At 72.7% G+C, this 20,296-nt stretch carries 21 protein-coding genes and 1 tRNA gene; 4 read left to right on the top strand and 18 right to left on the bottom strand.

Annotated elements, in window-relative coordinates:
- Positions 1-912: 912 nt before the first annotated feature.
- Positions 913-986 (bottom strand) — tRNA-Pro (locus ACIRF8_RS36170).
- A 137-nt stretch (positions 987-1,123) separates the two neighbouring features.
- On the opposite strand from ACIRF8_RS36170, the gene ACIRF8_RS36165 reads away from it, so the two are divergent.
- Positions 1,124-1,837, top strand: a complete 714-nt coding sequence (locus tag ACIRF8_RS36165; protein ID WP_404222258.1) for a transketolase — start codon at positions 1,124-1,126, stop codon at positions 1,835-1,837.
- 32 nt (positions 1,838-1,869) lie between these two features.
- Positions 1,870-2,790: a transketolase gene (locus tag ACIRF8_RS36160; protein WP_404222256.1), complete on the top strand. Its 921-nt coding sequence runs from the start codon at positions 1,870-1,872 to the stop codon at positions 2,788-2,790.
- On the opposite strand, the gene ACIRF8_RS36155 is transcribed toward ACIRF8_RS36160, so the two are convergent.
- The 13 genes from ACIRF8_RS36155 to ACIRF8_RS36095 form a co-directional block, all read right to left on the bottom strand.
- Positions 2,750-4,063: an MFS transporter gene (locus ACIRF8_RS36155; protein ID WP_404222254.1), complete on the bottom strand. Its 1,314-nt coding sequence runs from the start codon at positions 4,061-4,063 to the stop codon at positions 2,750-2,752. The two genes, ACIRF8_RS36160 and ACIRF8_RS36155, sit on opposite strands and share 41 nt — an antisense overlap.
- A 41-nt stretch (positions 4,064-4,104) precedes the next feature.
- Positions 4,105-4,500 (bottom strand): MmcQ/YjbR family DNA-binding protein, encoded by a 396-nt coding sequence (locus ACIRF8_RS36150; RefSeq protein ID WP_404222252.1) that lies wholly within the window; start codon positions 4,498-4,500, stop codon positions 4,105-4,107.
- A gap of 58 nt (positions 4,501-4,558) precedes the next feature.
- Positions 4,559-5,509, bottom strand: coding sequence for an alpha/beta fold hydrolase (locus ACIRF8_RS36145; RefSeq protein ID WP_404222250.1), 951 nt, complete (start codon positions 5,507-5,509; stop codon positions 4,559-4,561).
- Between the two features lie 64 nt (positions 5,510-5,573).
- Positions 5,574-6,128, bottom strand: a complete 555-nt coding sequence (locus tag ACIRF8_RS36140; protein ID WP_404222248.1) for a GNAT family N-acetyltransferase — start codon at positions 6,126-6,128, stop codon at positions 5,574-5,576.
- Entirely contained in the window at positions 6,125-6,754 is a 630-nt protein-coding gene (locus ACIRF8_RS36135) for a helix-turn-helix domain-containing protein (protein WP_404222246.1), read from the bottom strand. Before ACIRF8_RS36135 ends, ACIRF8_RS36140 begins: the two co-directional genes overlap by 4 nt.
- Before the next feature lie 42 nt (positions 6,755-6,796).
- The gene (locus tag ACIRF8_RS36130) at positions 6,797-7,744 is read right to left on the bottom strand and encodes a LysR family transcriptional regulator (RefSeq protein ID WP_404222244.1); all 948 of its coding nucleotides are present in this window, start codon (positions 7,742-7,744) and stop codon (positions 6,797-6,799) included.
- Between the two features lie 41 nt (positions 7,745-7,785).
- Positions 7,786-8,976, bottom strand: a complete 1,191-nt coding sequence (locus ACIRF8_RS36125; RefSeq protein ID WP_404222241.1) for a glycine C-acetyltransferase — start codon at positions 8,974-8,976, stop codon at positions 7,786-7,788.
- A 28-nt stretch (positions 8,977-9,004) separates the two neighbouring features.
- Positions 9,005-10,033, bottom strand: a complete 1,029-nt coding sequence (tdh, locus tag ACIRF8_RS36120) for an L-threonine 3-dehydrogenase (RefSeq protein WP_404222238.1) — start codon at positions 10,031-10,033, stop codon at positions 9,005-9,007.
- Between the two features lie 194 nt (positions 10,034-10,227).
- Entirely contained in the window at positions 10,228-10,809 is a 582-nt protein-coding gene (locus tag ACIRF8_RS36115; protein WP_404222236.1) for a GAF domain-containing protein, read from the bottom strand.
- A 25-nt stretch (positions 10,810-10,834) separates the two neighbouring features.
- Positions 10,835-11,434: a GTP-binding protein gene (locus ACIRF8_RS36110; RefSeq protein ID WP_404222234.1), complete on the bottom strand. Its 600-nt coding sequence runs from the start codon at positions 11,432-11,434 to the stop codon at positions 10,835-10,837.
- Positions 11,412-11,783, bottom strand: coding sequence for a DUF742 domain-containing protein (locus ACIRF8_RS36105; RefSeq protein WP_404222232.1), 372 nt, complete (start codon positions 11,781-11,783; stop codon positions 11,412-11,414). The genes ACIRF8_RS36110 and ACIRF8_RS36105 overlap by 23 nt, the downstream gene beginning before the upstream one ends.
- Positions 11,784-11,785: 2 nt before the next feature.
- Entirely contained in the window at positions 11,786-12,220 is a 435-nt protein-coding gene (locus tag ACIRF8_RS36100) for a roadblock/LC7 domain-containing protein (protein WP_404222230.1), read from the bottom strand.
- A gap of 114 nt (positions 12,221-12,334) precedes the next feature.
- Complete coding sequence (locus tag ACIRF8_RS36095; RefSeq protein ID WP_404222228.1) at positions 12,335-14,206, bottom strand: ATP-binding protein; 1,872 nt, start codon at positions 14,204-14,206, stop codon at positions 12,335-12,337.
- A gap of 401 nt (positions 14,207-14,607) precedes the next feature.
- Between ACIRF8_RS36095 and ACIRF8_RS36090 the strand changes: the two genes are divergently transcribed.
- Complete coding sequence (locus ACIRF8_RS36090) at positions 14,608-14,907, top strand: SAV_915 family protein (RefSeq protein ID WP_404222226.1); 300 nt, start codon at positions 14,608-14,610, stop codon at positions 14,905-14,907.
- A complete protein-coding gene (lysA, locus tag ACIRF8_RS36085; protein ID WP_404222224.1) occupies positions 14,904-16,241 on the top strand; it encodes a diaminopimelate decarboxylase in 1,338 nt (445 codons plus the stop codon). The genes ACIRF8_RS36090 and lysA overlap by 4 nt, the downstream gene beginning before the upstream one ends.
- 109 nt (positions 16,242-16,350) lie before the next feature.
- Here lysA and ACIRF8_RS36080 read toward each other — a convergent pair whose 3' ends face one another.
- The 4 genes from ACIRF8_RS36080 to ACIRF8_RS36065 form a co-directional block, all read right to left on the bottom strand.
- Positions 16,351-17,574 (bottom strand): MBL fold metallo-hydrolase, encoded by a 1,224-nt coding sequence (locus ACIRF8_RS36080; protein WP_404222222.1) that lies wholly within the window; start codon positions 17,572-17,574, stop codon positions 16,351-16,353.
- 131 nt (positions 17,575-17,705) lie between these two features.
- Complete coding sequence (locus ACIRF8_RS36075) at positions 17,706-18,464, bottom strand: SIMPL domain-containing protein (RefSeq protein ID WP_404222219.1); 759 nt, start codon at positions 18,462-18,464, stop codon at positions 17,706-17,708.
- Positions 18,465-18,594: 130 nt separating this feature from the next.
- Complete coding sequence (locus ACIRF8_RS36070; RefSeq protein WP_404222217.1) at positions 18,595-19,413, bottom strand: SGNH/GDSL hydrolase family protein; 819 nt, start codon at positions 19,411-19,413, stop codon at positions 18,595-18,597.
- A gap of 122 nt (positions 19,414-19,535) precedes the next feature.
- Positions 19,536-20,294: a peptidoglycan DD-metalloendopeptidase family protein gene (locus tag ACIRF8_RS36065; protein WP_404222215.1), complete on the bottom strand. Its 759-nt coding sequence runs from the start codon at positions 20,292-20,294 to the stop codon at positions 19,536-19,538.
- Positions 20,295-20,296: the final 2 nt, after the last annotated feature.

Below are 20,296 nucleotides of genomic sequence, written 5' to 3'. Positions count from 1 at the left end.
ACGGCTCGATCACCGCCCACGATTCATCAGTCAGCTCATGTCGACGCACCACGAAGACACCAACGACCCAACCACTTTGCGGACACGACCTAGCCGAGTACCAGGACCACTACAACCGACATCGGCCGCACCGATCCCGCGGCCAACGACCGCCTGGGGCCCAGGAACGACCAGCAGTCCTGGATGGTTTCGAGCCCCGCAAGCTCTAGCGCACCCCGATCCTCAGCGGAGCAATCAACGAGTACCGACATGCCGCTTGAACTGCGGCGATGACTTTTCGAGCCCCACACCGAAAAAGCAGACGAGTCGGGCTGTACGCCGGGTTCAGCCCTGTTGGCCACACCCACCCCAGCCCCACCATCCGAGCCCGGTCACCAACCTGCGCACCGCATCCGCGTACAGCGCACAACCTCCGCCAGCGTCCACCCCACGCCACCAACAGCTCCCCCGATCCCCCGACAGCACCGAACGCCGCCGCACCGCTCCCACCCGCATTCAACAACTCCATGCATCCCTCAACAGCGAATCCACAGATGCCGCATACCCCACCATCTCGAATCGGAAATACGGTCAAGATTTCGCACGCCCCCATAACCCACCCGCCAGCCAAGGGGACACCGCTCCCGACCCCACTCCCACTGGGAGCGACCGTCACCAGCGCAAAGAGCGCAAGCCCATACCCGGAAACCGACCCATACGACGGGGAGTCAGGCATCATAAATCGGGCACAAATGTGAACGAACACCCAAGGAATCGAATATGTGCGCAGCGCTCGGAATGGGAGCAAACAGCCAAGGGGACACAGGGAGCGCGCTCCCGCTCCCATTACTCCCACTGGGAGCAATGGGAGCAACAGAAAAAGGGCCGTTCGAAAACGGCCCTTCACCTGCGACGTTCGATCGTTCGAACTAGTCGGGACGACAGGATTTGAACCTGCGACCCCTTGACCCCCAGTCAAGTGCGCTACCAAGCTGCGCCACGTCCCGATACCCGCTGACCTGGGCTTTCCCCTGGCCGAACGCGCACGGAAACCATACCGCACTCGGGGCGGTGGTCGTGCATCACTTCTCCGTGTGGGCTCAGGCTTGACCTCAAGCAAAGTTGAGGTTGCACGCTGGGTGGCATGACGACGACTTCTGCGCGAGCGGGGCGGCACACGTACGGGTACGCGGACCTGCCACGCCTCATGAGCATGATGACCGGGGACGAGAAGCACGGGCCCGCCGCCACCTCGACCCTCGATGTGTTGTGGGTGCTCTACGACCGGGTGCTGCGGGTCGGCCCGGAGAGCGTCGGTGAGCCGGGGCGTGATCGGTTTCTGCTGTCCAAGGGGCACGGGCCGATGGCGTACTACGCGGTGCTCGCCGCCAAGGGGTTCGTGCCGGTCGAGTGGCTGGGCGGGTTCGGGGAGCACGAGTCGCGGCTCGGGCACCATCCGGACCGGGTGCTCGTGCCCGGCGCGGAGATCGGGAGCGGGTCGCTCGGGCACGGGCTGCCGATCGCGGTGGGGACGGCGCTCGGGCTGCGTGCGCGGGGGCTCGGCGAAGCCGCCGTCTGGGTCCTGGTCGGGGACGCCGAACTCGACGAGGGCAGCAACCACGAGGCCATCGCGTTCGCCGGGGCCGCCGGCGTCGAGCGGCTGCACACGGTCGTGGTCGACAACCTGTCCGCCACCTACGGCAGGGCGGGTGGCATCGCGGCCCGGTTCGAGGCGGCCGGGTGGTCGACGCTGACCGTGGACGGACGGGACCACGCCGCGCTGTACGAGGCGTTCACCGCGCCGCATCCAGGGCGACCGCACGTGGTCGTCGCGCGCGTCGAGCCCAAGTTCGCCTGAACCCGCCCGGACAAGGATGAAGGAAGAGTGCCATGGACAGCATGCGTGATCGTTTCGCTCCCGTCGTCTCCCGGCTGCTCGACGAGGACCCCCGGGTGGCCGTCGTGCTCGCCGAGATCGGTCTGGCGCCGTTCGCGTCGGCCGCGCGCCGCCATCCCGAGCGGGTGATCAACGTCGGGATCCGGGAGCAACTGCTGATCGGGGCCGGGGCGGGGCTCGCGCTGGCCGGGCTGCGGCCCGTTCTGCACACCTTCGCGAGCTTCCTCGTGGAGCGGCCCTTCGAGCAGGTCAAGCTGGACTTCGGGCATCAGGACCTGGGCGGGGTGCTGGTGAGCGCCGGTGGTTCGTACGACGTGTCGGCCGGGGGCTTCACCCATATGGCGCCCGGGGACGTGGCCCTGCTGGACACGCTCGACGGCTGGTCCGTGCATGTGCCGGGCCATCCGGACGAGGCGGAGACGTTGCTGCGGCACGCGGTCGGGGCGGGCGACGAGCGGGTCTACGTACGGCTTTCCGTGCAGGCCAACCGGGAGGCGCTCGCGGTGGACGGAGCACGGTTCCTGACCTTGCGGGAGGGGCGCGGCGGCGTCGTGGTCGCCGTCGGGCCGATGCTCGACAACGTGCTCGCGGCGACGGCGGGCCTCGATGTCACCGTGCTGTACGCCTCGACCGTGCGGCCCTTCGACTCGGGGGCGCTGCGCCGGGCCGTGGGTGGGGGCGGCGCCGCCGACGTCGTGCTCGTCGAACCGTATCTGGCGGGTACGTCGACGGCCGCGGCGAACGACGCGCTCGCCGATCTTCCGCACCGGGTGCTCGGGCTCGGGGTGGGCCGCCGGGAGCTGCGGCGGTACGGGAGCGTCGAGGAGCATGTCGCCGCGCACGGGCTCGACGCCGCGTCGCTACGGGAGCGAATCACCGGGTTCCTGGGCGCGCCGGTCGCCGTGCGGGCGTAGGGAGGGAGCGTACGGGTGGCGCGTCGGCCCGGACGAGGCCGCGGACGGCCGGGACGGCGAGCAGGGCGGCGGCGCAGACGACGGTGACGGCGCCGCCCGCGAGGAGGACGTGCCGGGTACCGAACGCGTCGGCCGCGGGCCCGGCGAGCGCCTGGCCGACGGGTGCCATGGCGAGGGAGCCGGCGACGTCGTACGCGTGGATGCGGTTGAGGACGTCGCGGGGCACCTGTGTCTGCACGCTCGTCGCCCACATCACGCCCCAGAACGACATGCCCGCGCCCGCGATCGCGCAGCCCGCCATCATCCCGGGCACGCCGAGGCCCGCGCCGACGGCGGCGGGGAACAGGGCGAAGGCGAACAGCGCGAGGGAGCCGGCGCGGAGCATGCGGCGGGGTCGCAGGCGCAGGGCGATCAGGCCGCCGATCACGGTGCCGGCGCCCAGCGCGGAGTTGACGAGGCCGTAGGCGCGCGGGCCGTGTTCCTGGGTGACCTGGGTGGCGATCAGGGGGACGGCCGGGCCGGAGGCGCCGATCATCAGGACGCACCAGACGGAGATGACGGCCCAGAGCCAGGTGCGGGAGCGGAACTCGCGCCAGCCCTGGACGAGGTCCTTGCGGAAGCCGTTGTTCGCGGGGCGGCTGTCGGGTGACGCCGGTGGCAGGCGCAGCAGGAGGAGGCACAGGGCGCTCAGTGCGTACGTCGCCGCGTGGGTGGCGAAGACGAGGCCCGGGGAGGCGAACGCGACGAGGAGTCCGGCGACGGCGGGGCCCGCGAGCTGGGAGCCGGACTCGGCGACGCGGATGGCGCCGTTGGCGGCCTGGACGTCGTCGGCGAGGCGGGGCACCGTGCTGGCGACGCCGGGCTGGAAGAGTGCGGACGCCGCCCCGTTGACGGCGCCGATGACGCAGATCTGCCAGAGCACGACGTGCCCGGTGAAGAACATGGCGGCGGCGAGGGACTGGGACAGCAGGCGGGTGGCGTCGGCGCCGATCATCAGCCGACGGGTGTCGAAGCGGTCCGCGAAGACCCCGCCGAATATGACGAGTCCGGCGAAGCAGGCGACGGAAGCGGCCATCGCGAGACCGACGGCGCCCGCGCCGTAGCCGTACTGGAGCAGTCCGGCGGCGAGCGCCACGGGCAGCATGGTGTCGCCGAGTTTGGCGACGGCCCGCGCGGTGAAGAAGAGGCCGAACTCCCGCGACCAGATGCCGCCCGGGCGGGGTGCCCGGTCGACGCCGTCCGGGCCACCGCTTCGCGTGCCGTCCCCACTCATGCCCGTCCGGCTCCTCCCGCCGCTCCACCGTCAAGGGCGGATCATGCCACGGGCCCCGGGCCCGCCCCCACGGGGTTTCGGTCCGCGGTCGGCGGGACCGGCTCCGGGTGGGTGTCGAGGAGTCGGGGCGGGGCCGCCTGGCGCCAGGAGTCGGTGAGGATGGCGCGGAGTTCGTCGGTGTCGTCGAGTGCGGCGAGCCGGGCACGGACCCAGGCGAAGGACGCCTCGTGGTCGGCGATCCAGAACTTCTTCGGCTCGGCCAGGACCAGTTCGTCGCGCTCCTCCTTGGGGCAGCGCACGGCGATCGACGTCTCCTCCTCGGGCAGCGTGGCGAACATCTTCCCCGCGACCCGGAAGGTCGGCATGGACCAGGCGATCTTCTCCGTCGTCTCCGGCAGGGACAGGGCGATGGTGCGTACATCCTCGGCGTCCGGCATGGGAGGAACCGTAACCAGAGGCACTGACAGTCGCTTCCGCAGGCCCGGTGCGGCCCGGTCACGGCACGCGTTTGTCCAGCCAGGCCGTGAGGTCCGCCTGCACCTCGTCGCGGTTGGTCTCGTTGAGGATCTCGTGGCGTGCGCCCTCGTAGCCGCGCCAGGTCAGGTCGCTGACACCGGCGTACCGGAAGTCCTCCAGGAGTTCGTGGACCAGGGTCATGCGCTGGTTGCAGGGGTCCTCGGTGCCGACGGTGACGTGGATGGGCAGGTCGGCGGGGATCCGGGCGAGGTTCACGGGGTCGTTGATCCGGCGCACGGCCCGGACCCAGTCCAGGGCGAGGCCCGCCGAGAAGGGGAGGCCGCAGCGTTCGTCGGCCACGTACGCGTCGACCTCGGCCTCGTCGCGCGAGAGCCATTCGAAGCCGGTGCGGTGCGGGTACGGATCGTTGAACGAGGCGAACAGGTCGGGGACGTAGGAGGAGAGGGCGGCTCGGCCGGAGCGCGCGATCTCCGCCTCCAGGGCCGCGACGGAGCCCTCGATGTCGGCGCCGGGCAGCGAGCGGAACGTACCGGAGAGGATCAGGCCCACCAGATCGTCCGGGTGGCGCTGCGCGTACTCGCGGGCCAGGAGCGAGCCGAGGCTGTGGCCGAGCAGGACGAAGGGGACGTTCGGGTACAGCGCCCGTGCCTGGTCGCCGATGGCCTTGAGGTCCTCGACGATCGCGATCCAGGCGTCGACCCTGCCGGGCTCCGCGTCGTCGGTGACGCCGAGGCCGCCGGTGGTCGCGGCGGTGGCGCCGTGGCCGCGGTGGTCGGAGGCGATGACGCCGTAGCCGTGCGCGGTCAGGTGCCGGGCGAACCGGTCGTAGCGCAGCGCGTGCTCGGCCGCGCCGTGGGCGATCTGCACGAACGCGCGGGGTGTCCCGCCGTCCGGCAGCCAGGTGTACGTGGCCACGGCGGCGCCGTCGCCGGTGCTCAGCACGCTGGTGGTGTACGCGGGGTCGGTCATGGGGCGGCTCCTGGTCGTCGGTGGGGTGTGCGGGTCCTCTGCACCTCCCCTGCCCCGTCCGCGCTCATACCTGCCGACCTGCCGAGAGGGTCCGTGCGGGGTGTTTGTGGAACAGCGTGGTGGGCCGCAGGTTCCCGGCGGGGTCGGCCGCGTAGTCGGGGATGACGCCCACCTCGGTCCAGCCGGCCCCGCGGTACAGGTTCTCGGCCGGGCTGCCGGTCTCGGTGTCCAGGACGAGCAGGGTGATGCCCGCGTCGGCGGCGGCCTGTTCCGCGGTGGCGAGGAGGGTGCGGCCGAGGCCCTTGCCGCGCGTGGAGTGGTGGACCATCAGCTTGACGACCTCGGCCCGGTGTCGGCCGTTGGGTTTGTCGGTGAAGGCGAGGGAGACCGTGCCGAGGCAGCGGCCCGAGGGCTCGTCGACGGCGGCCCATACGGCGAGGGCGCCCTGTTCCACGGCGTGTGCGAGGGTGCGCCACCAGTCGGAGGCGGCCCGCGCGGTGAGTCCGTGCAGGAAGCCGAGAGAGCTGCCGCCGTTCACGACGTCGGCGAGCAGTTCCCCCAACGCCTCGGCGTGCGCACGGAGTCGGGTGGGCGTCAGGCGCCGGACGGGGAGGGTCACGGGAGGACCACCACCAGGGCGTAGCGCACCGCTTCGGGGCCCGGGCAGTGGAAGTGGGTGGGGCCCCAGACGCGGAAGCGCAGGCAGTCGCCGGTGGTGAGGGTGTGCGTGACGCTCTGGACGGTCAGGTCGAGGCGGCCGTCGAGCACCCAGATGTGCTGTTCGAGGCCGGGGACGGGCGGCTGGTCGTAGGCGATGTCCGCGTACGGTTCGAGGTGTCCCTCGACCACTTCGGCGCGCAGTCCCGCGAGTGGCGGCGACACCGAGCGCCGGACGAAGCCGCTCGTGTCGTCGCGCCATACGGGCTGGTCGGCGGCGCGGACGACCTGGGCGGGGGCGGATTCGACCTCGCTGAGCAGTTGCGACATGGTGCGTCCGTAGACGGCGCACAGCCGGTTGAGGAGCGCGGCGGTCGGGCTGATCTCGGCCCGTTCCGCCCGCGACAGGGTGGACCGGCTCACTCCGCTGCGGTCGGCCAAATCGCCCAGCGACCAGCCGTGTTCGGCTCTCAGCTCGGCGAGGCGGGCGCCGAGCCGGGCGTCGACCGGGTCGGGTTCCCCGTCGAGGGCGGTGACGGCCGCGCTCGCTCTCTGCGGGGCGTGGGCCCCTTCTCTCTCGCGTCTCATATTCGGCACGTTATCCCGGATGTGAGACGGACGGTAGGGGCGTCAGGAGGAGCGTCGCTCCGTGCCGATCGGTGCGTGGCCAGGGGTCTCCCCCTCGGCCGCCTCCCCCAGCGCCTCGATGACCGGGCGGATCAGCGGATGCCTCTCCGCCCCGTGGCGGACCGCCGCGAAGACCTTGCGGGTGGGCGCGACGCCGTCGATCGGGCGGACGACGACCTCGGCCAGGTCCATGCCGACCAGGGCCGAGCGCGGGACGAGGGCCACACCCGCGCCCGCCGACGCGAGGGCGACGACCGCTCGGAAATCGTCGGACGAGTGCTCGAACTGCGGGGAGAAACCGGCGTGCTCGCAGGCCAGGACGACCACGTCGTGGCACGGGTTGCCGGGGTACGGGCCGATCCAGGTGTCCTTCGCGAGGTCCGCGACCGGTACCCGCTCGGTGTCCGCGAGCCGGTGCGCGACGGGCAGCACGGCGTCGAACGGCTCCGCGTACAGCGCCACCCGCGTGATCCGGTCGTCGTCCGCCCCGGGGGCGCCCCGGTACTCGACGGCGACCGCCACGTCGATACGCCGGTCGAGAAGCATCGGCAGGCTGGCGTCGCCCTCGGCGTCCTGGACCCGGACGCGGATGCCCGGCGCGGTGCGCGCGAGACGGGCCAGGGCCGGGCCGACGACCAGGCCGATACCGGTGGCGAAGGAGGCCAGCGTCACCGTGCCCGCCTCGCCGGTGCTGTACGCGGCGAGCTCCGCCTCGGCCCGCTCCAGTTGGGCCAGGACCGCGTTGGTGTGGGTGAGCAGGATCTCGCCCGCCGGGGTGAGCCGGACCCCGCGCGCGCCGCGCTCGACCAGCTTGTGACCCGTCTCCTGCTCCAGGGCCGTGAGCTGCTGGGAGACCGCGGAGGGGGTCAGATACAGCGCGGCGGCAGCCGCCGTGACCGTGCGGTGGTCGGCCACCGCACGGAGGATGTGCAACCGCCGCGCTTCGATCATGCCCCGATTCTCCCAAACCGGTCGGGAGAACTCGCGGCCGGTCAGCCCAGCTCGGCGCGGGCCGCGACGAAGGCGTCCACGGCGCGGTTCACGTCCTCGGTCGAGTGCGCGGCGGAGAGCTGGACGCGGATCCGGGCCTGGCCCTGCGGCACGACCGGGTACGAGAAGCCGATCACGTACACGCCGCGCTCGAGCAGCAGCTCGGCCATGCGGCCCGCGACCGACGCGTCGCCGATCATGACCGGGGCGATGGCGTGGTCGCCGGGGAGGACGTCGAAGCCCTCGTCCGTCATCCGCGTACGGAACAGCTCGGTGTTAGCGGCGAGGCGTTCTCGCAGCTCGCCGGCGGACTCCAGGAGGTCGAGGACCTTCAGGGAGGCCGCGGCGATCACCGGGGCGAGGCTGTTGGAGAACAGGTACGGGCGCGAGCGCTGGCGCAGCAGGGCGACGATCTCGGCGCGGGCCGCGACGTAGCCGCCCGACGCGCCGCCGAGGGCCTTGCCGAGGGTGCCGGTGATGATGTCGACGCGGTCCATCACGCCGTGCAGCTCGGGGGTGCCCCGGCCGCCGGGGCCGACGAAGCCCACGGCGTGCGAGTCGTCGACCATGACCATGGCGTCGTACCGCTCGGCGAGGTCGCAGATGTCCCGCAGGGGCGCGACGTAGCCGTCCATGGAGAAGACGCCGTCGGTGACGATCAGCTTGCGCCGGGCGTCGCCCGCCGCCTTGAGCTGGGTCTCCAGGTCCGCCATGTCCCGGTTGGCGTACCGGAAGCGCCGGGCCTTGCTGAGGCGGATGCCGTCGATGATCGAGGCGTGGTTGAGGGCGTCGGAGATCACCGCGTCCTCGGGGCCGAGGAGGGTCTCGAAGACGCCGCCGTTGGCGTCGAAGCACGAGGAGTAGAGGATCGTGTCCTCTTGGCCGAGGAAGGCCGACAGGCGCGCCTCCAGCTCCTTGTGCACCTCCTGCGTGCCGCAGATGAAGCGCACGGAGGCCATGCCGTAGCCCCAGCGGTCGAGCGCCGCGTGACCGGCGGCGATGACCTCGGGGTGGTCGGCGAGGCCGAGGTAGTTGTTGGCGCAGAAGTTCAGCACCTCGCCGGGCCGCCCGCCCGCCGTCACGTCGACGGTGGCCGACTGGGGGGTGCCGATGACCCGCTCGGGCTTGTGCAGGCCCGCGGCGACGATCTCGTCGAGGGTGGCCCGGAAGTCTTCGCGTACGTTGTCGAACATGCCGAAAGTCCTTATGGGGAGGGGGAGTTCAGACGGTCCAGTCGAGGATGACCTTGCCGCCGCGACCGCTCGCCGCGTCGTCGAAGGCCGCGGCGAAGTCGGTGTACGCGTAGCGGCCGGTGATCACCGGGGCGAGGTCGAGGCCGCCCTCCAGGAGGACCGACATCGCATACCAGGTCTCGAACATCTCCCGGCCGTAGATGCCCTTGACGGTGATCATCGAGGTGACGATCCGCGCCCAGTCGACGGCGAACTCATCGGCCGGCAGGCCGAGCATGGCGATCTTGCCGCCGTGGGTCATGTTGGCGAGCATGTCGCGCATCGCGACGGGGTTGCCGGACATCTCCAGGCCGACGTCGAAGCCCTCGCGCAGGCCGAGGGTGCGCTGGCCGTCGGCGATGGTGGACTCCGCGACGTTCAGGGCGAGGCTGACACCGATCTTGCGGGCCAGCTCCAGGCGGTCCTCGCTGACATCGGTGATCACGACGTGGCGGGCGCCCGCGTGCCGGGCGACGGCGGCGGCCATCAGGCCGATCGGCCCCGCGCCGGTGATCAGGACGTCCTCGCCGACGAGCGGGAAGGACAGCGCGGTGTGCACGGCGTTGCCGAACGGGTCGAAGATCGCCGCCACGTCGAGGTCCACGGGGACGCGGTGCACCCAGACGTTCGACGCGGGCAGGGCGACGTACTCGGCGAAGGCGCCGTCGCGGCCCACACCGAGGCCGACCGTCGCGCGGCACAGGTGGCGCCGCCCGGCGAGGCAGTTGCGGCACTTGCCGCACACGAGGTGGCCCTCACCGCTGACCCTGTCGCCGACGGCGATGTCCGTGACGCCCCGGCCGGTGTCCACGACCTCGCCGACGAACTCGTGGCCGAGGGTCAGCGGCGTACGGACCGTGGAGCGCGCCCAGCCGTCCCAGTCCCGGATGTGCAGGTCGGTGCCGCAGATCCCGGTCCGCAGCACCTTGATCAGTACGTCGCCCGCGCCGATGGACGGCTCGGGCACGTCCGTCAGCCACAGTCCCGGTTCGGCGTTCTCCTTGACCAGCGCCTTCAACGGTTCGGCTCCTGTCGTGGCGTACCCGGGCAGCACGAAGCCGCCCGGGTACGGGAAAGAGTGGACGTGTGAGGGCGGCCGTCAGCCGCCGCCCCGGACTCTTCCTTACCGCGGCGCTCCGGTCCATCGAGGATTTCTTAAGCGCCGCCGCAGCTTTCCTACAGGCGGCTCTCCTCCGGGCGGCCTGCCGCGGGTCACGGCCACAGGCTCCCGCGCCCGCGCACCACCTCCATCAGCTCGGCCGCGGCGGCCTTGATGGTCGCGAGCCCGGCCCTCCCCCAGGGGCGGGGCGCGATGTCCACCACGCACACGGTCCCGAGCGCGAGGCCCGTGAGGTCGTCGAGCAGCGGCGCGCCCAAATAGGAGCGAATCCCTATCTCGTCGACGACGGGGTTGCCCGCGAACCTCGGGTAGTCGCACACGTCTTCGAGGACCAGTGCTTTGCGTCGGGCGATCACATGAGGGCAGTAGCCGTGGTCGCGCGCCATGTAGCGGTCGGCCGCGCCGTCGGCGGACCGGGCGGCGAGCGCGCCCAGCGCACCGCCCCGGTGGCGTCCGTCGGGGGTGTGCAGCCCCGCGAAGAACTGCCGGTTCTCATCGATGAAGTTGACCATGGCGAAGGGCGCGCAGGTCAGCTCGGCGAGCCGGTCCGCGAACAGGTCGAAGACCGGATCGGCGGTCGGCCCGAGGCCCAGGTCCCGCAGCCGGGACGCCCGCTCGGGCCCCTCCCGGTCGACCGGGGTCAGCAGCAGGCGCCCGGTCGCGTCGTACGTCATGCGCCTGCTCCCCGGCCCGCGTACGTCATGTGTGGGCCCCGTACCCGCTGGCCGCGGGGGCGGCGTGGGCCAGCAGGTGCCGGACCAGGGTGAGCAGGGTCTGGATGCCCGAGCTGGAGATGCGGGCGTCGCAGCGGACCACGGGCACCTGCGGGTCGAGGTCGATGGCGGCGCGGACCTCCTCGGGTTCGTAGCGGTAGCCGCCGTCGAACTCGTTGACCGCCACGATGAACCCCATGCCGCGCTCCTCGAAGAAGTCGACGGCGGCGAAGCAGTCCTCCAGGCGGCGGGTGTCGGCGAGGATCACCGCGCCGAGGGCGCCCTCGGACAGTTCGTCCCACATGAACCAGAAGCGTTCCTGGCCCGGGGTGCCGAAGAGGTACAGGACGTGTTCGGGGTCGAGGGTGATGCGTCCGAAATCCATGGCGACGGTCGTCTCGACCTTGTTCTCGATGCCGTCGAGATTGTCGGTCGCGGCGCTGACGGTGGTGAGCAGCTCTTCGGTGCTGAGCGGAGCGATCTCGCTGACCGCGCCGACGAAAGTCGTCTTGCCGACCCCGAACCCACCCGCGACCAAGATCTTCAGTGCGGTGGGGAAGGGGTCAGAGCTGTCGTCGTAGTCCATCGAGCACTGCCTCCAGTAGGGACCGGTCAGTGGGGTTGTCGTGGAACGTGGGGGGCTTGGTGGTGGCGGCCCCGCAGTCGACGAGGTCGGACAGGAGAACCTTGGTGACGGCCGCGGGAAGGCCGAGATGACCGGCGATCTCCGCGACCGATGTGGGGTGTGCGCACAGTTCGAGCGCCTGGCTGTGCTCCGGACCCAGGTAGCCGAGGGGGGTCGCCCCTGTGGCCATGACCAGGGTCAGCAGATCCATCGACGTACTGGGCCGGGTGCGTCCGCCGCTGATCGTGTACGGGCGCACGAGCCGGCCTGCCGCGCCGTCGAGCCATGGCCCGTCCTGCGGGGCCGTCACCCTCAATTCCTCATCGCCGTGGGCTCGGCGGAGAGCTGGCGCGGCGCGGTCACGAGGTAGGGGCGCACGCTCTTGACGAGCATGGCCATCTCGTAGCCGAGCACGGCGGCGTCGGCCTCCCGTCCCGCGAGCACCGCGAGGCAGGTGCCGGAGCCCGCGGTCGACACGAACAGCAGGGTGGAGTCGAGTTCCACCACCACTTGTCGTACGTCGCCGCCGTCACCGAACCGGGCGCCGGCGCTGCGGCCGAGCGAGTAGAGGCCGGAGGCGAGGGCCGCCATGTGGTCGGCGCTGTCGGCGTCGAGTCCGTGCACGGACTTGACGAGACCGTCGGAGGAGAGCAGCACGGCGCTGTTGGTGTGGGGAACGCGCTGGACGAGGCCGCTCATCAGCCAGTCGAGATCGGACACATGACCCGTCGGCACATCGCTCGCCATGGGGGATCGACTCCTTGGTGGACTGCTCGGTGTGGTGCTGGTCAGGGGGACGGCGGAGGCGGGGCCGGGGTCCGCCGGGTATCACCTCGCGGTACGGCGTCGCCCGGGCGACGGTCATCCGGCGCCACCGCTCTCGCCGCCCTCGCGGGCGCCGGGCTCCACGCCGGGGAGTTCGCGCGGTTCGGCCGCCTCGGCGAGGGTGATGCCGCGCTGGAAGGCGGCCATGAGCCCGGGGTCGTGGCCGACCGGCGGCTCGTCGTCCTGGCGCGGTGCGGGGCCGCCGCGCAGTTGCGGGGCGAGGTGTTCCTGGGCTCTGCGCCGGGGCAGGTGGGGGCGTTCGATGGTGCCGCGCACCACGCCGTTGACCGGGGTGGGCGGGGTCGCCGTGTGCTCGGCCACGGCCTGGCGGTCCTCGGGGCGGATGCCGGGCAGGGCGTCGGCGGGGGTGAGGCGCGGGCCGCCCGCGTGGCGCTGCGGGAGCGGCGCGGCGACGGGTGGGCCGGACGGTGGCGGGAGAGTGCGGGACGGGGCTGCCTGTTCCGCGTGCGGGAGCGGGGGCTGCTGCTGGGGTGAGGGCGTCGGCGGTCCGGTGCGCGGGCCCGGCACGGAGGTCATGCCGCCGTGCAGCGGGGCCGGGGCGGGCGGGGGCGTTTCGGTGCCCGCGTCGCCGGGGTGCGGCAGCGCGCTGCGCCCGTTCGCGGCGGCGGCCCCGGGGGCGAGGACGCTGTCGGCGGTCGCCGCGGCGGCGGCGCGGCGCACCCGGGGCGCCTGCTCCTCCTGGTCCGCGCCGAGCAGACCCTGGGGCAGGACGAGGACGGCCTGGACCCCGCCGTAGATGTTGGTCTGGAGCCGGACGGTGATGCCGTGCCGCCGGGCGAGCTGCGAGACGACGAACAGTCCGATACGCCCGTCCCGCAGCAGGCTGTCCACATTGACCTGGTCGGGGTCGGCGAGCAGCGCGTTCATCTTGTTCTGTTCGGTGACGGGCATGCCGAGTCCGCGGTCCTCGACCTCGACGGCGAGCCCGGACGTCACCAGGTTGGCGCGGAGCAGCACCTGGGTGTGCGGGGCGGAGAACACCGTGGCGTTCTCGACGAGTTCGGCGAGGAGGTGGATGCAGTCGGCGACGGCGTGTCCGCGCAGGGTGCCGTCGATCGGCGGGACGAGTTTGACCCGTGAGTACTGCTCGACCTCGGCGATCGCCGAGCGCATCACCTCGGTCATGGAGACGGGGTGGCTCCACTGGCGGCGGGAGACGGCGCCGCCGAGCACCGCGAGGTTCTCGGCGTGCCGGCGGATGCGGGTGGCGAGGTGGTCGACGTGGAAGAGGCCCTTGAGCAGGTCGGGGTCCTCGACGTCGTTCTCCAGGTCGTCGAGGATGGAGATCTCTCGGTGGACCAGGGACTGGAGGCGGCGGGCGAGGTTGACGAAGACCTCGACCTTCTGCTGGCTGCCCGCCTGGCTGGACAGCCGTGTGGCCTGCACGACGGCGGTGACGGCGACGTCCTGGGCGCGGGACAGGTCGGCGGCGAGCTGGTCGAAGTCGTCGGCGCCGGGCGCGGGTGCCTTGGGGGCGCGGCGCGGTGGCGGCGCCTCGCCCTTGCGCAACTGCTCGACGATTCCCCGCAGTTCGGCCTGTCCCCGGGCCGTGGTGCGGCGCAGGGTGAGGACCCGGTCGCGGACGGCGGTGGCGGCGCGGTCGGCGGCGACGGCGGCGATGACGATGCCCGCGACCGTGACGAGGCAGGCTCCGGCGAGCACGCACCACAGGGCGGGGCCGGGCCGCGCCCCGGTGGACCGTACGGCGAACAGGACGGCCGCGCTGGCGCTGAGCGCCACCGCGAGCGGCGGCAGCACGGCGAGGCGCAGCAGTTGGGGCCGTATGTGGGTCTCGGCCGGACGGGGCGCGGTCCGCCCCGCCGGCCTGCCGTGCCGACCGCCTTCGCGACGGTCTGCGCGGGCGGCCGGCTGGCGAAGCTGAGACATACGGCGTCCTCGTCCTCGGTTCTCTCGGGGGTGGGGCAGGGCGGCGCGACGGCACGGATGATCGACCGGGCGTCGCGCGGCGAGCACTCACGGTAGTCGGCAACCCTTCATGTGCGGAGGGCAGTTGCCAAACTCCGGCGGTCGACGTCCCGCTCTGGTATGAGTCCTCGCACAGCCGACCGAATACGCCGCCGGGTGCCTGCTCTTGGGGTTCCGGACCCTCGGTGGCGTGGTGGTGTCAACGGCACGTCAGCGCCGGGGCCCTGGTCGTCAGCGTCGTGTCATGAGGGGCGCCGGTGCGGCGGAGCGCCGCCGGGGCGGGCATAGCGTCGGCGTCGCGCCCCGGCCGTCGGTGACCGCCGGGCGTCCCTGCCCGCTTCGAGGATGCTCCGAGGAGATCCATGAACGACTTGCTGTGCGGTGAGGATCCGGAACCCGCCGAACGTGTCCCGGCCGGACCGCTCCACGTCCCTGTCCGGCCGGGGCCCTTCGGGTGCGCCGCCCGTATGTTCCGCACCCCGCTCGGCGCGCGTACCGCCGTCGGGTTCACCGATCACGACCGGCTCGTCGCGGCGCTGGGCCGTGAGCAGGAGTGGATCAGGCTCGGCGAGCCCGCGCTGCGGGCCCTCGCGGCCCCGCTCGGCGTCACCGCCGTCGTCGTCGACCCCGACCTGCTGCACAAGGAGGTACGTCCCTCATGACGACCGCCCGTCCGCGTGTCCCCGCGCCCGTCGCCTTGGACGACCTGACGGTGTGGCCCGCCTCCGCCGCCCGCCGCCCGCACGGTGACCTGGCCGTCGGCGGGGTGTCGCTCGCCGGGGTCGCCGAGCGCTTCGGCACGCCCGCGTACGTGCTCGACGAGGGTGAGGTGCGGGAGCGCTGCCGGACCTACCGCGCCGCCTTCCCCGACGCCCATGTCCTGTACGCGGCCAAGGCGTTCCTGTCGCGGGCCATGGTCCGCTGGGTGCGCGAGGAGGGCCTCGGGCTCGACGTGTGCTCGGCCGGTGAACTGGAGCTCGCCGTCGGCGCCGGATTCCCCGCCAAGAAGATCGTGCTGCACGGCAACGCGAAGTCCCCGCACGACATCGGGGCCGCTCTGCGCCTGGGGGTCGGCCGCATCGTCATCGACAGCCCCGCCGAGATCGCCCGGCTCGCCGCCGCCGTCGGGACCGGGGGACGCCAGGACGTGATGGTGCGGATCGTGCCGGGCATCACCGCCGGAGGCCACGAGAAGATCCGCACCGGCACCGAGGACCAGAAGTTCGGGCTGTCCCTGTCGGACGGGTACGCGCACCACGCGATCGCCCGCGTGCTCGACCAGCCGCAGCTCCGACTGGTCGGCCTGCACTGCCACTTGGGCTCGCAGATCACCGCCGTCAAGCCCTACGTCACCGCGGTGCGCCGGATGGTCGGGCTGATGGCCCGGATCCGCGACGGCCACGGCGTCGTCCTGCCGGAGCTCGACCTGGGCGGCGGTCACGGCATCGCCTACCGCCCCGGCGAGGAGTCCTTGGACATCACGGCGTTGGCCCGCCGGGTGCGCGCCGAGCTGACCGAGAGCTGTGCGGGCGCCGGGCTGCCCGTGCCCCGGCTGCTGATCGAGCCCGGGCGGGCGGTCGCCGGACCCGCGGGCGTCGCCCTCTACCGGGTCCTCGCGGTCAAGCGCACCGGCGTGAAGGTGTTCGTCGCCGTCGACGGCGGCATGAGCGACAACCCGCGGCCCGCCCTCTACGGGGTGCGGTACGCCCCGCGCCTGATCGGCCGCGCCTCCACCGCCGCGGCGACCACGGCGACCGTGGTCGGGCGGCACTGCGAGGCGGGCGACGTGCTGGCCGCCGACGTCGAGCTGCCGGGCGACATCCGCCCCGGCGACCTGCTGGCCGTACCGGTGGCGGGCGCCTACCACCTCTCCATGGCGTCGGGCTACAACCTGGTGGGCCGCCCGCCGGTGATCGCCGTCGCGGGCGGGCACGCCCGCCTGCTGGTGCGCCGCGAGTCCCTCGACGACTACCGCAACCGGGACGTCGGAGCCTGAGGGCCTGTCTTTGAGAACCCGTCGTCCGCGCGTAGCGCGGGCTGCGCGGACGGGGGTTCGAAAGACAGGCTCTGAGCACCACGGGGCGGCACTCGCCCGCGTCCCTCGGTCAGCGGTCGCCCGCCAGGTCGAGCTCCGTCGGGGCCGGTCCGTCCTGCGTCAGGCGCGGGCCGGGTGCGGTGCGGCGCCAGTGGCGGGTGACGGGGGTGCTGACGCCGCGCCACCACGGGTCGGTCGGGAGCGTCCCGGCCGGCTCGAACGGCTCGCCCGGACGCGGGGTGGCCAGGGCCTGGCCCGCGTCCCGCGCCACGTCCATGGACCACTCGCCCGGCTCGGCCCACGGGTGGGGGGCCAGGTTGAACGTGCCCCAGTGGATGGGCATGAGCACGCCGTGCGGCTGTCCGCCTTGCAGGTCGAGGTGGGCCTCGAGCCCCTCCTGCGGCGTCATGTGGATGTCGGGCCAGAAGGTGGCGTAGGCACCGACCTGGATCATGGTCAGGTCGAACGGGCCGTGCTCCCGGCCGATGTCCTGGAACCCCTGGAAGTAGCCGGTGTCGCCGCTGTGGAACACCCGGTGCTCCGGCCCGGCGGCGACCCAGGACGCCCACAGGGTGTGCTGCGGGTTGCGCAGGCCCCGGCCGCAGAAGTGGCGGGCGGGCGTCGCCGTGAGCGTCACGTCACCGACCTGCGCCGACTCGTGCCAGTCCAGCTCGCGCAGCCGGTCGGCCGGAACGCCCCAGTGCTCCAGGTGCGCGCCGACGCCCAGTGGAACCGCGAAGACGGTGTCCGTTCCGGCGAGCGCCTTGATGGTGGGCATGTCCAGATGGTCGTAGTGGTCGTGCGAGATGACGACGGCGTCGACCGGGCCGAGGGCGGCGAGGGGCAGCGGCGCGGGGTGCAGTCGCTTGGGCCCCGCGAAGGCGAACGGGGAGCAGCGCTCGCCCCACACCGGGTCGAAGAGCACCCGGACCCCGTCGATCTCGGCGAGCACGCTGGAGTGCCCGAGCCATGTGACGCGCAGCCCGGTCGCGGCCGGTTTCGCGAGATCGGCGAGGGTCGTGGCGTGCACCGGAACGGTGCCCGTCGGGGCGCGCAGGACCCGCTCCTCCTTGCGGAAGTAGACCTTCGCGAAGTCGAGCATGGAGCCCTCGGGCCGTACGCGGGTGCCTTCCGGGTTGCGGAACTGCCCGTCGGCGAACTGGGGCGACCTGCGGATTCGTGCCAGACGCGCACCGGTGGCCTCGGCGCCGAACGCGGCCGGTCGCAGCGAGCGCAGGGCGGGACTGAGGGAACGTGGCACAACGCCTCCCGTTGATCGATCAGTGTGTTCCATTATGTGCCGCGCCTGTGACAGCGCGCGGCACCGCCCCTGATCCGGGCGAACGGGGCCTGTGCCGGGGGGAGTTGACCCGTTCGTCGACCCAGGCCCTTGTGTCGGCCGAAGGCGTCATGCTCGGCGTGCCGTCACTTCAGTTCGTACACGGCCCTCACGCTCACCTCGTCCTCGATCTCGCCGGGCGCCGTCGGGACCTTCCCCGCCGCCTCGTCGAAGGCCGCGGCCACCGGCCGGGGACGGCCGCCCGCGGTCTCTTCGAGCGAGACGAGCCGGCCCAGCTTGCGGCCGCTCAGCTCGGCGTACTGGACGGCCTTCGCGCGGGCGTCGGCGTGCGCGGCGGTGCGGGCTGCGGCCCGCAGTCGGCTCGGGTCGGCGACGTCGAAGACGACGGCGTGGATCCGGACGGCGTCCCCGGCCGCGTCCGTGATGGCCTGGAGGAGGGCGCCGGTGCGCCGCAGGTCGCGGATCGTGACGGAGAACGACTGACTGGCCTGGTACCCGGCGACCCGCGGGGAGGCGCCCGGCTCGGGTCCGGTCTCGTAGACGGCGGAGGCCGCGAGGGTCCGCGTGCTGATGTCGCGGTCGGCGACGCCCTCGCCGCGCACGGCGGCCAGCAGCGCCTCGGCGGCGCGGTTCTGCGCGGCCAGGGCCTCCTTCGCGGTGGGCCCGGTGGCCTCGACGCCCGCGGTCACGGTGGCCATGTCCGGCGCCGCGGCCGCCCGGCCCTCACCGGTGACGGTCAGGGTCGCGGGCTTCGGCGCCTTGACCGCGGCCACGCGCGGCACGCCCGCGTGCGGCGCGGCCTGGGCGACGGCGGGCGCCGTCGGCAGCGCGAGGGCGAGCAGCACGCCGGCGAGGGCGGCGCGGTGGCGGATGCGTACAGACATGGGACGGGGTCCTTCCCGGTCGGGCCCGCCGACGCGGCGGACAGCCGACATCCCAGCACCGCCGCCGCGCCCCGCACGGCATGCCACTCCGGCCGGTCACCTCGACGGCCCCGCGCCGCGCCCGCCGAGGTCAGGAGACGGACGCCAGGTGCATCTTGATCAGGTGCGGGTCCACGAAGCCCTTCGCCACCACGCGGTCCCCCGAGGACTCCCCGCGCAGCCGCCGCCCGATCCAGGGCACCAGGAACTCCCGCGCCCAGTGGATGTCGTCGCGCCGCACCTCGAACGTGCCGCGCGGCGGCAGCAGCGGCCAGGGCTGCTCCGGGTCGGCGGGCACCTCGACCCCGAGCGCCTGTCCCGCGCGGAGGGCGACGCGGGTGTGGCCCTCCGCGGACAGGTGCAGCCGGTCCTCGTCCCAGGCCCGGCGGTCCTGGATCGACCTGAGGGACCACAGGTCGAGGACCGGGCAGCCATAGCGGTCGGCGATCGCGCGGACATGCATGTTGTACGTGGCGATCTTGCCGCGCAGATGCTTGAGGACGGCCACGTCGCGGGTGTCGAAGCCGGTGGCGACCATGACGGTCCCGGCCGCCTGGGCCAGCCGTGCCACGGCCTTCTCGAAGCGCTCGGCCACATCGTCCGGGTCGGTGCCGGGACGAATGATGTCGTTGCCGCCCGCGACGAGGGTCACCAGGTCGGGGGCGAGTTCGATGGCCTTCGGGACCTGGTCCGCGATGATCTGGTCGATGAGCTTGCCGCGTACGGCGAGGTTCGCGTACTTGAAGGTGTGCTCGGGTACGCGGTCGTCGAGGAGGACGGCGAGCCGGTCGGCCCAGCCGACGAAGCTCCCGTCGGGTCCGGGGTCCCCGACGCCTTCGGTGAAGCTGTCCCCCACCGCCGCGTAGGACCGAATCGTGCCGCCGCTGAGTGATCTCGATTCGTTTGCCACGACCACACATCTTTCACCCTGGGGTGTGACCTACGCGACCGTAGCCAGGGGTTGACGGGTGGTGAGAAAACCCACTCGGCGCCCGGGGAATAACCCCGGGCGCCGAAAGGATCGCGCGTGGCTCAGACGCCGACGCCGTGCCCGCGCAGGTACGCCAGCGGGTCGATGTCGGAGCCGTACTCCGGCGACGTGCGGATCTCGAAGTGCAGGTGCGGTCCCGTGACGTTGCCGGTGGCGCCGGACAGGCCGATCTGCTGTCCGGCCGTCACGCTCTGCCCGGCGGAGACGCCGAGGGAGGACAGGTGGGCGTACTGGGAGTAGCGCCCGTCGGTGTGCTTGATGACGACCTCGTTGCCGTACGCGCCGTCCCAGCCGGCCGAGACGACGGTGCCCGCGCCGACCGCCTTGACGGCGGTGCCCGTGGGTACGACGAAGTCCGTGCCGGTGTGGTAGCCGCTGGACCACATGGATCCGGAGGAGTGGTACGGGGTTCCCGTGGCGCCGTCGACGGGCTTCACGAAGTCCGCGGCGTGCGTCGTGGCGCCTGTCCGCGCCGCCGTGGCGGCGGTGGTCTCGGCCGCGCCGTCCAGCGTGAGCTTCATGCCGGGCTTGATGAGGCCGGCGTCGGAGCCGACGACGTCCTTGTTGGCCTGGTACAGCTTCTGCCAGCCGCCGTCGACGTGCTGCGCCTCGGCGATCTTCGACAGGGTGTCCCCCGCCTCGACCGTGTAGGTCTTGGCGCCGGTGTCCCCGGTCGCGGCGTGGGCGCCGGTGGCGCCGATGAGCGGCAGGGCGAGCGCGGCCCCGCCGGCCGAGGCGACGGCGGCGGCGCGGGTGATGCGCTGGGTCTTCGAGCGGCGGTGCTTTGCCTTTGCGGGCATGC

Source organism: Streptomyces sp. NPDC102406 (assembly GCF_044765725.1).
GTDB lineage: Bacteria > Actinomycetota > Actinomycetes > Streptomycetales > Streptomycetaceae > Streptomyces.
The sequence above is the reverse complement of the archived record's forward strand: the minus strand, read 5'-3'. Positions and strand labels throughout refer to the sequence as shown.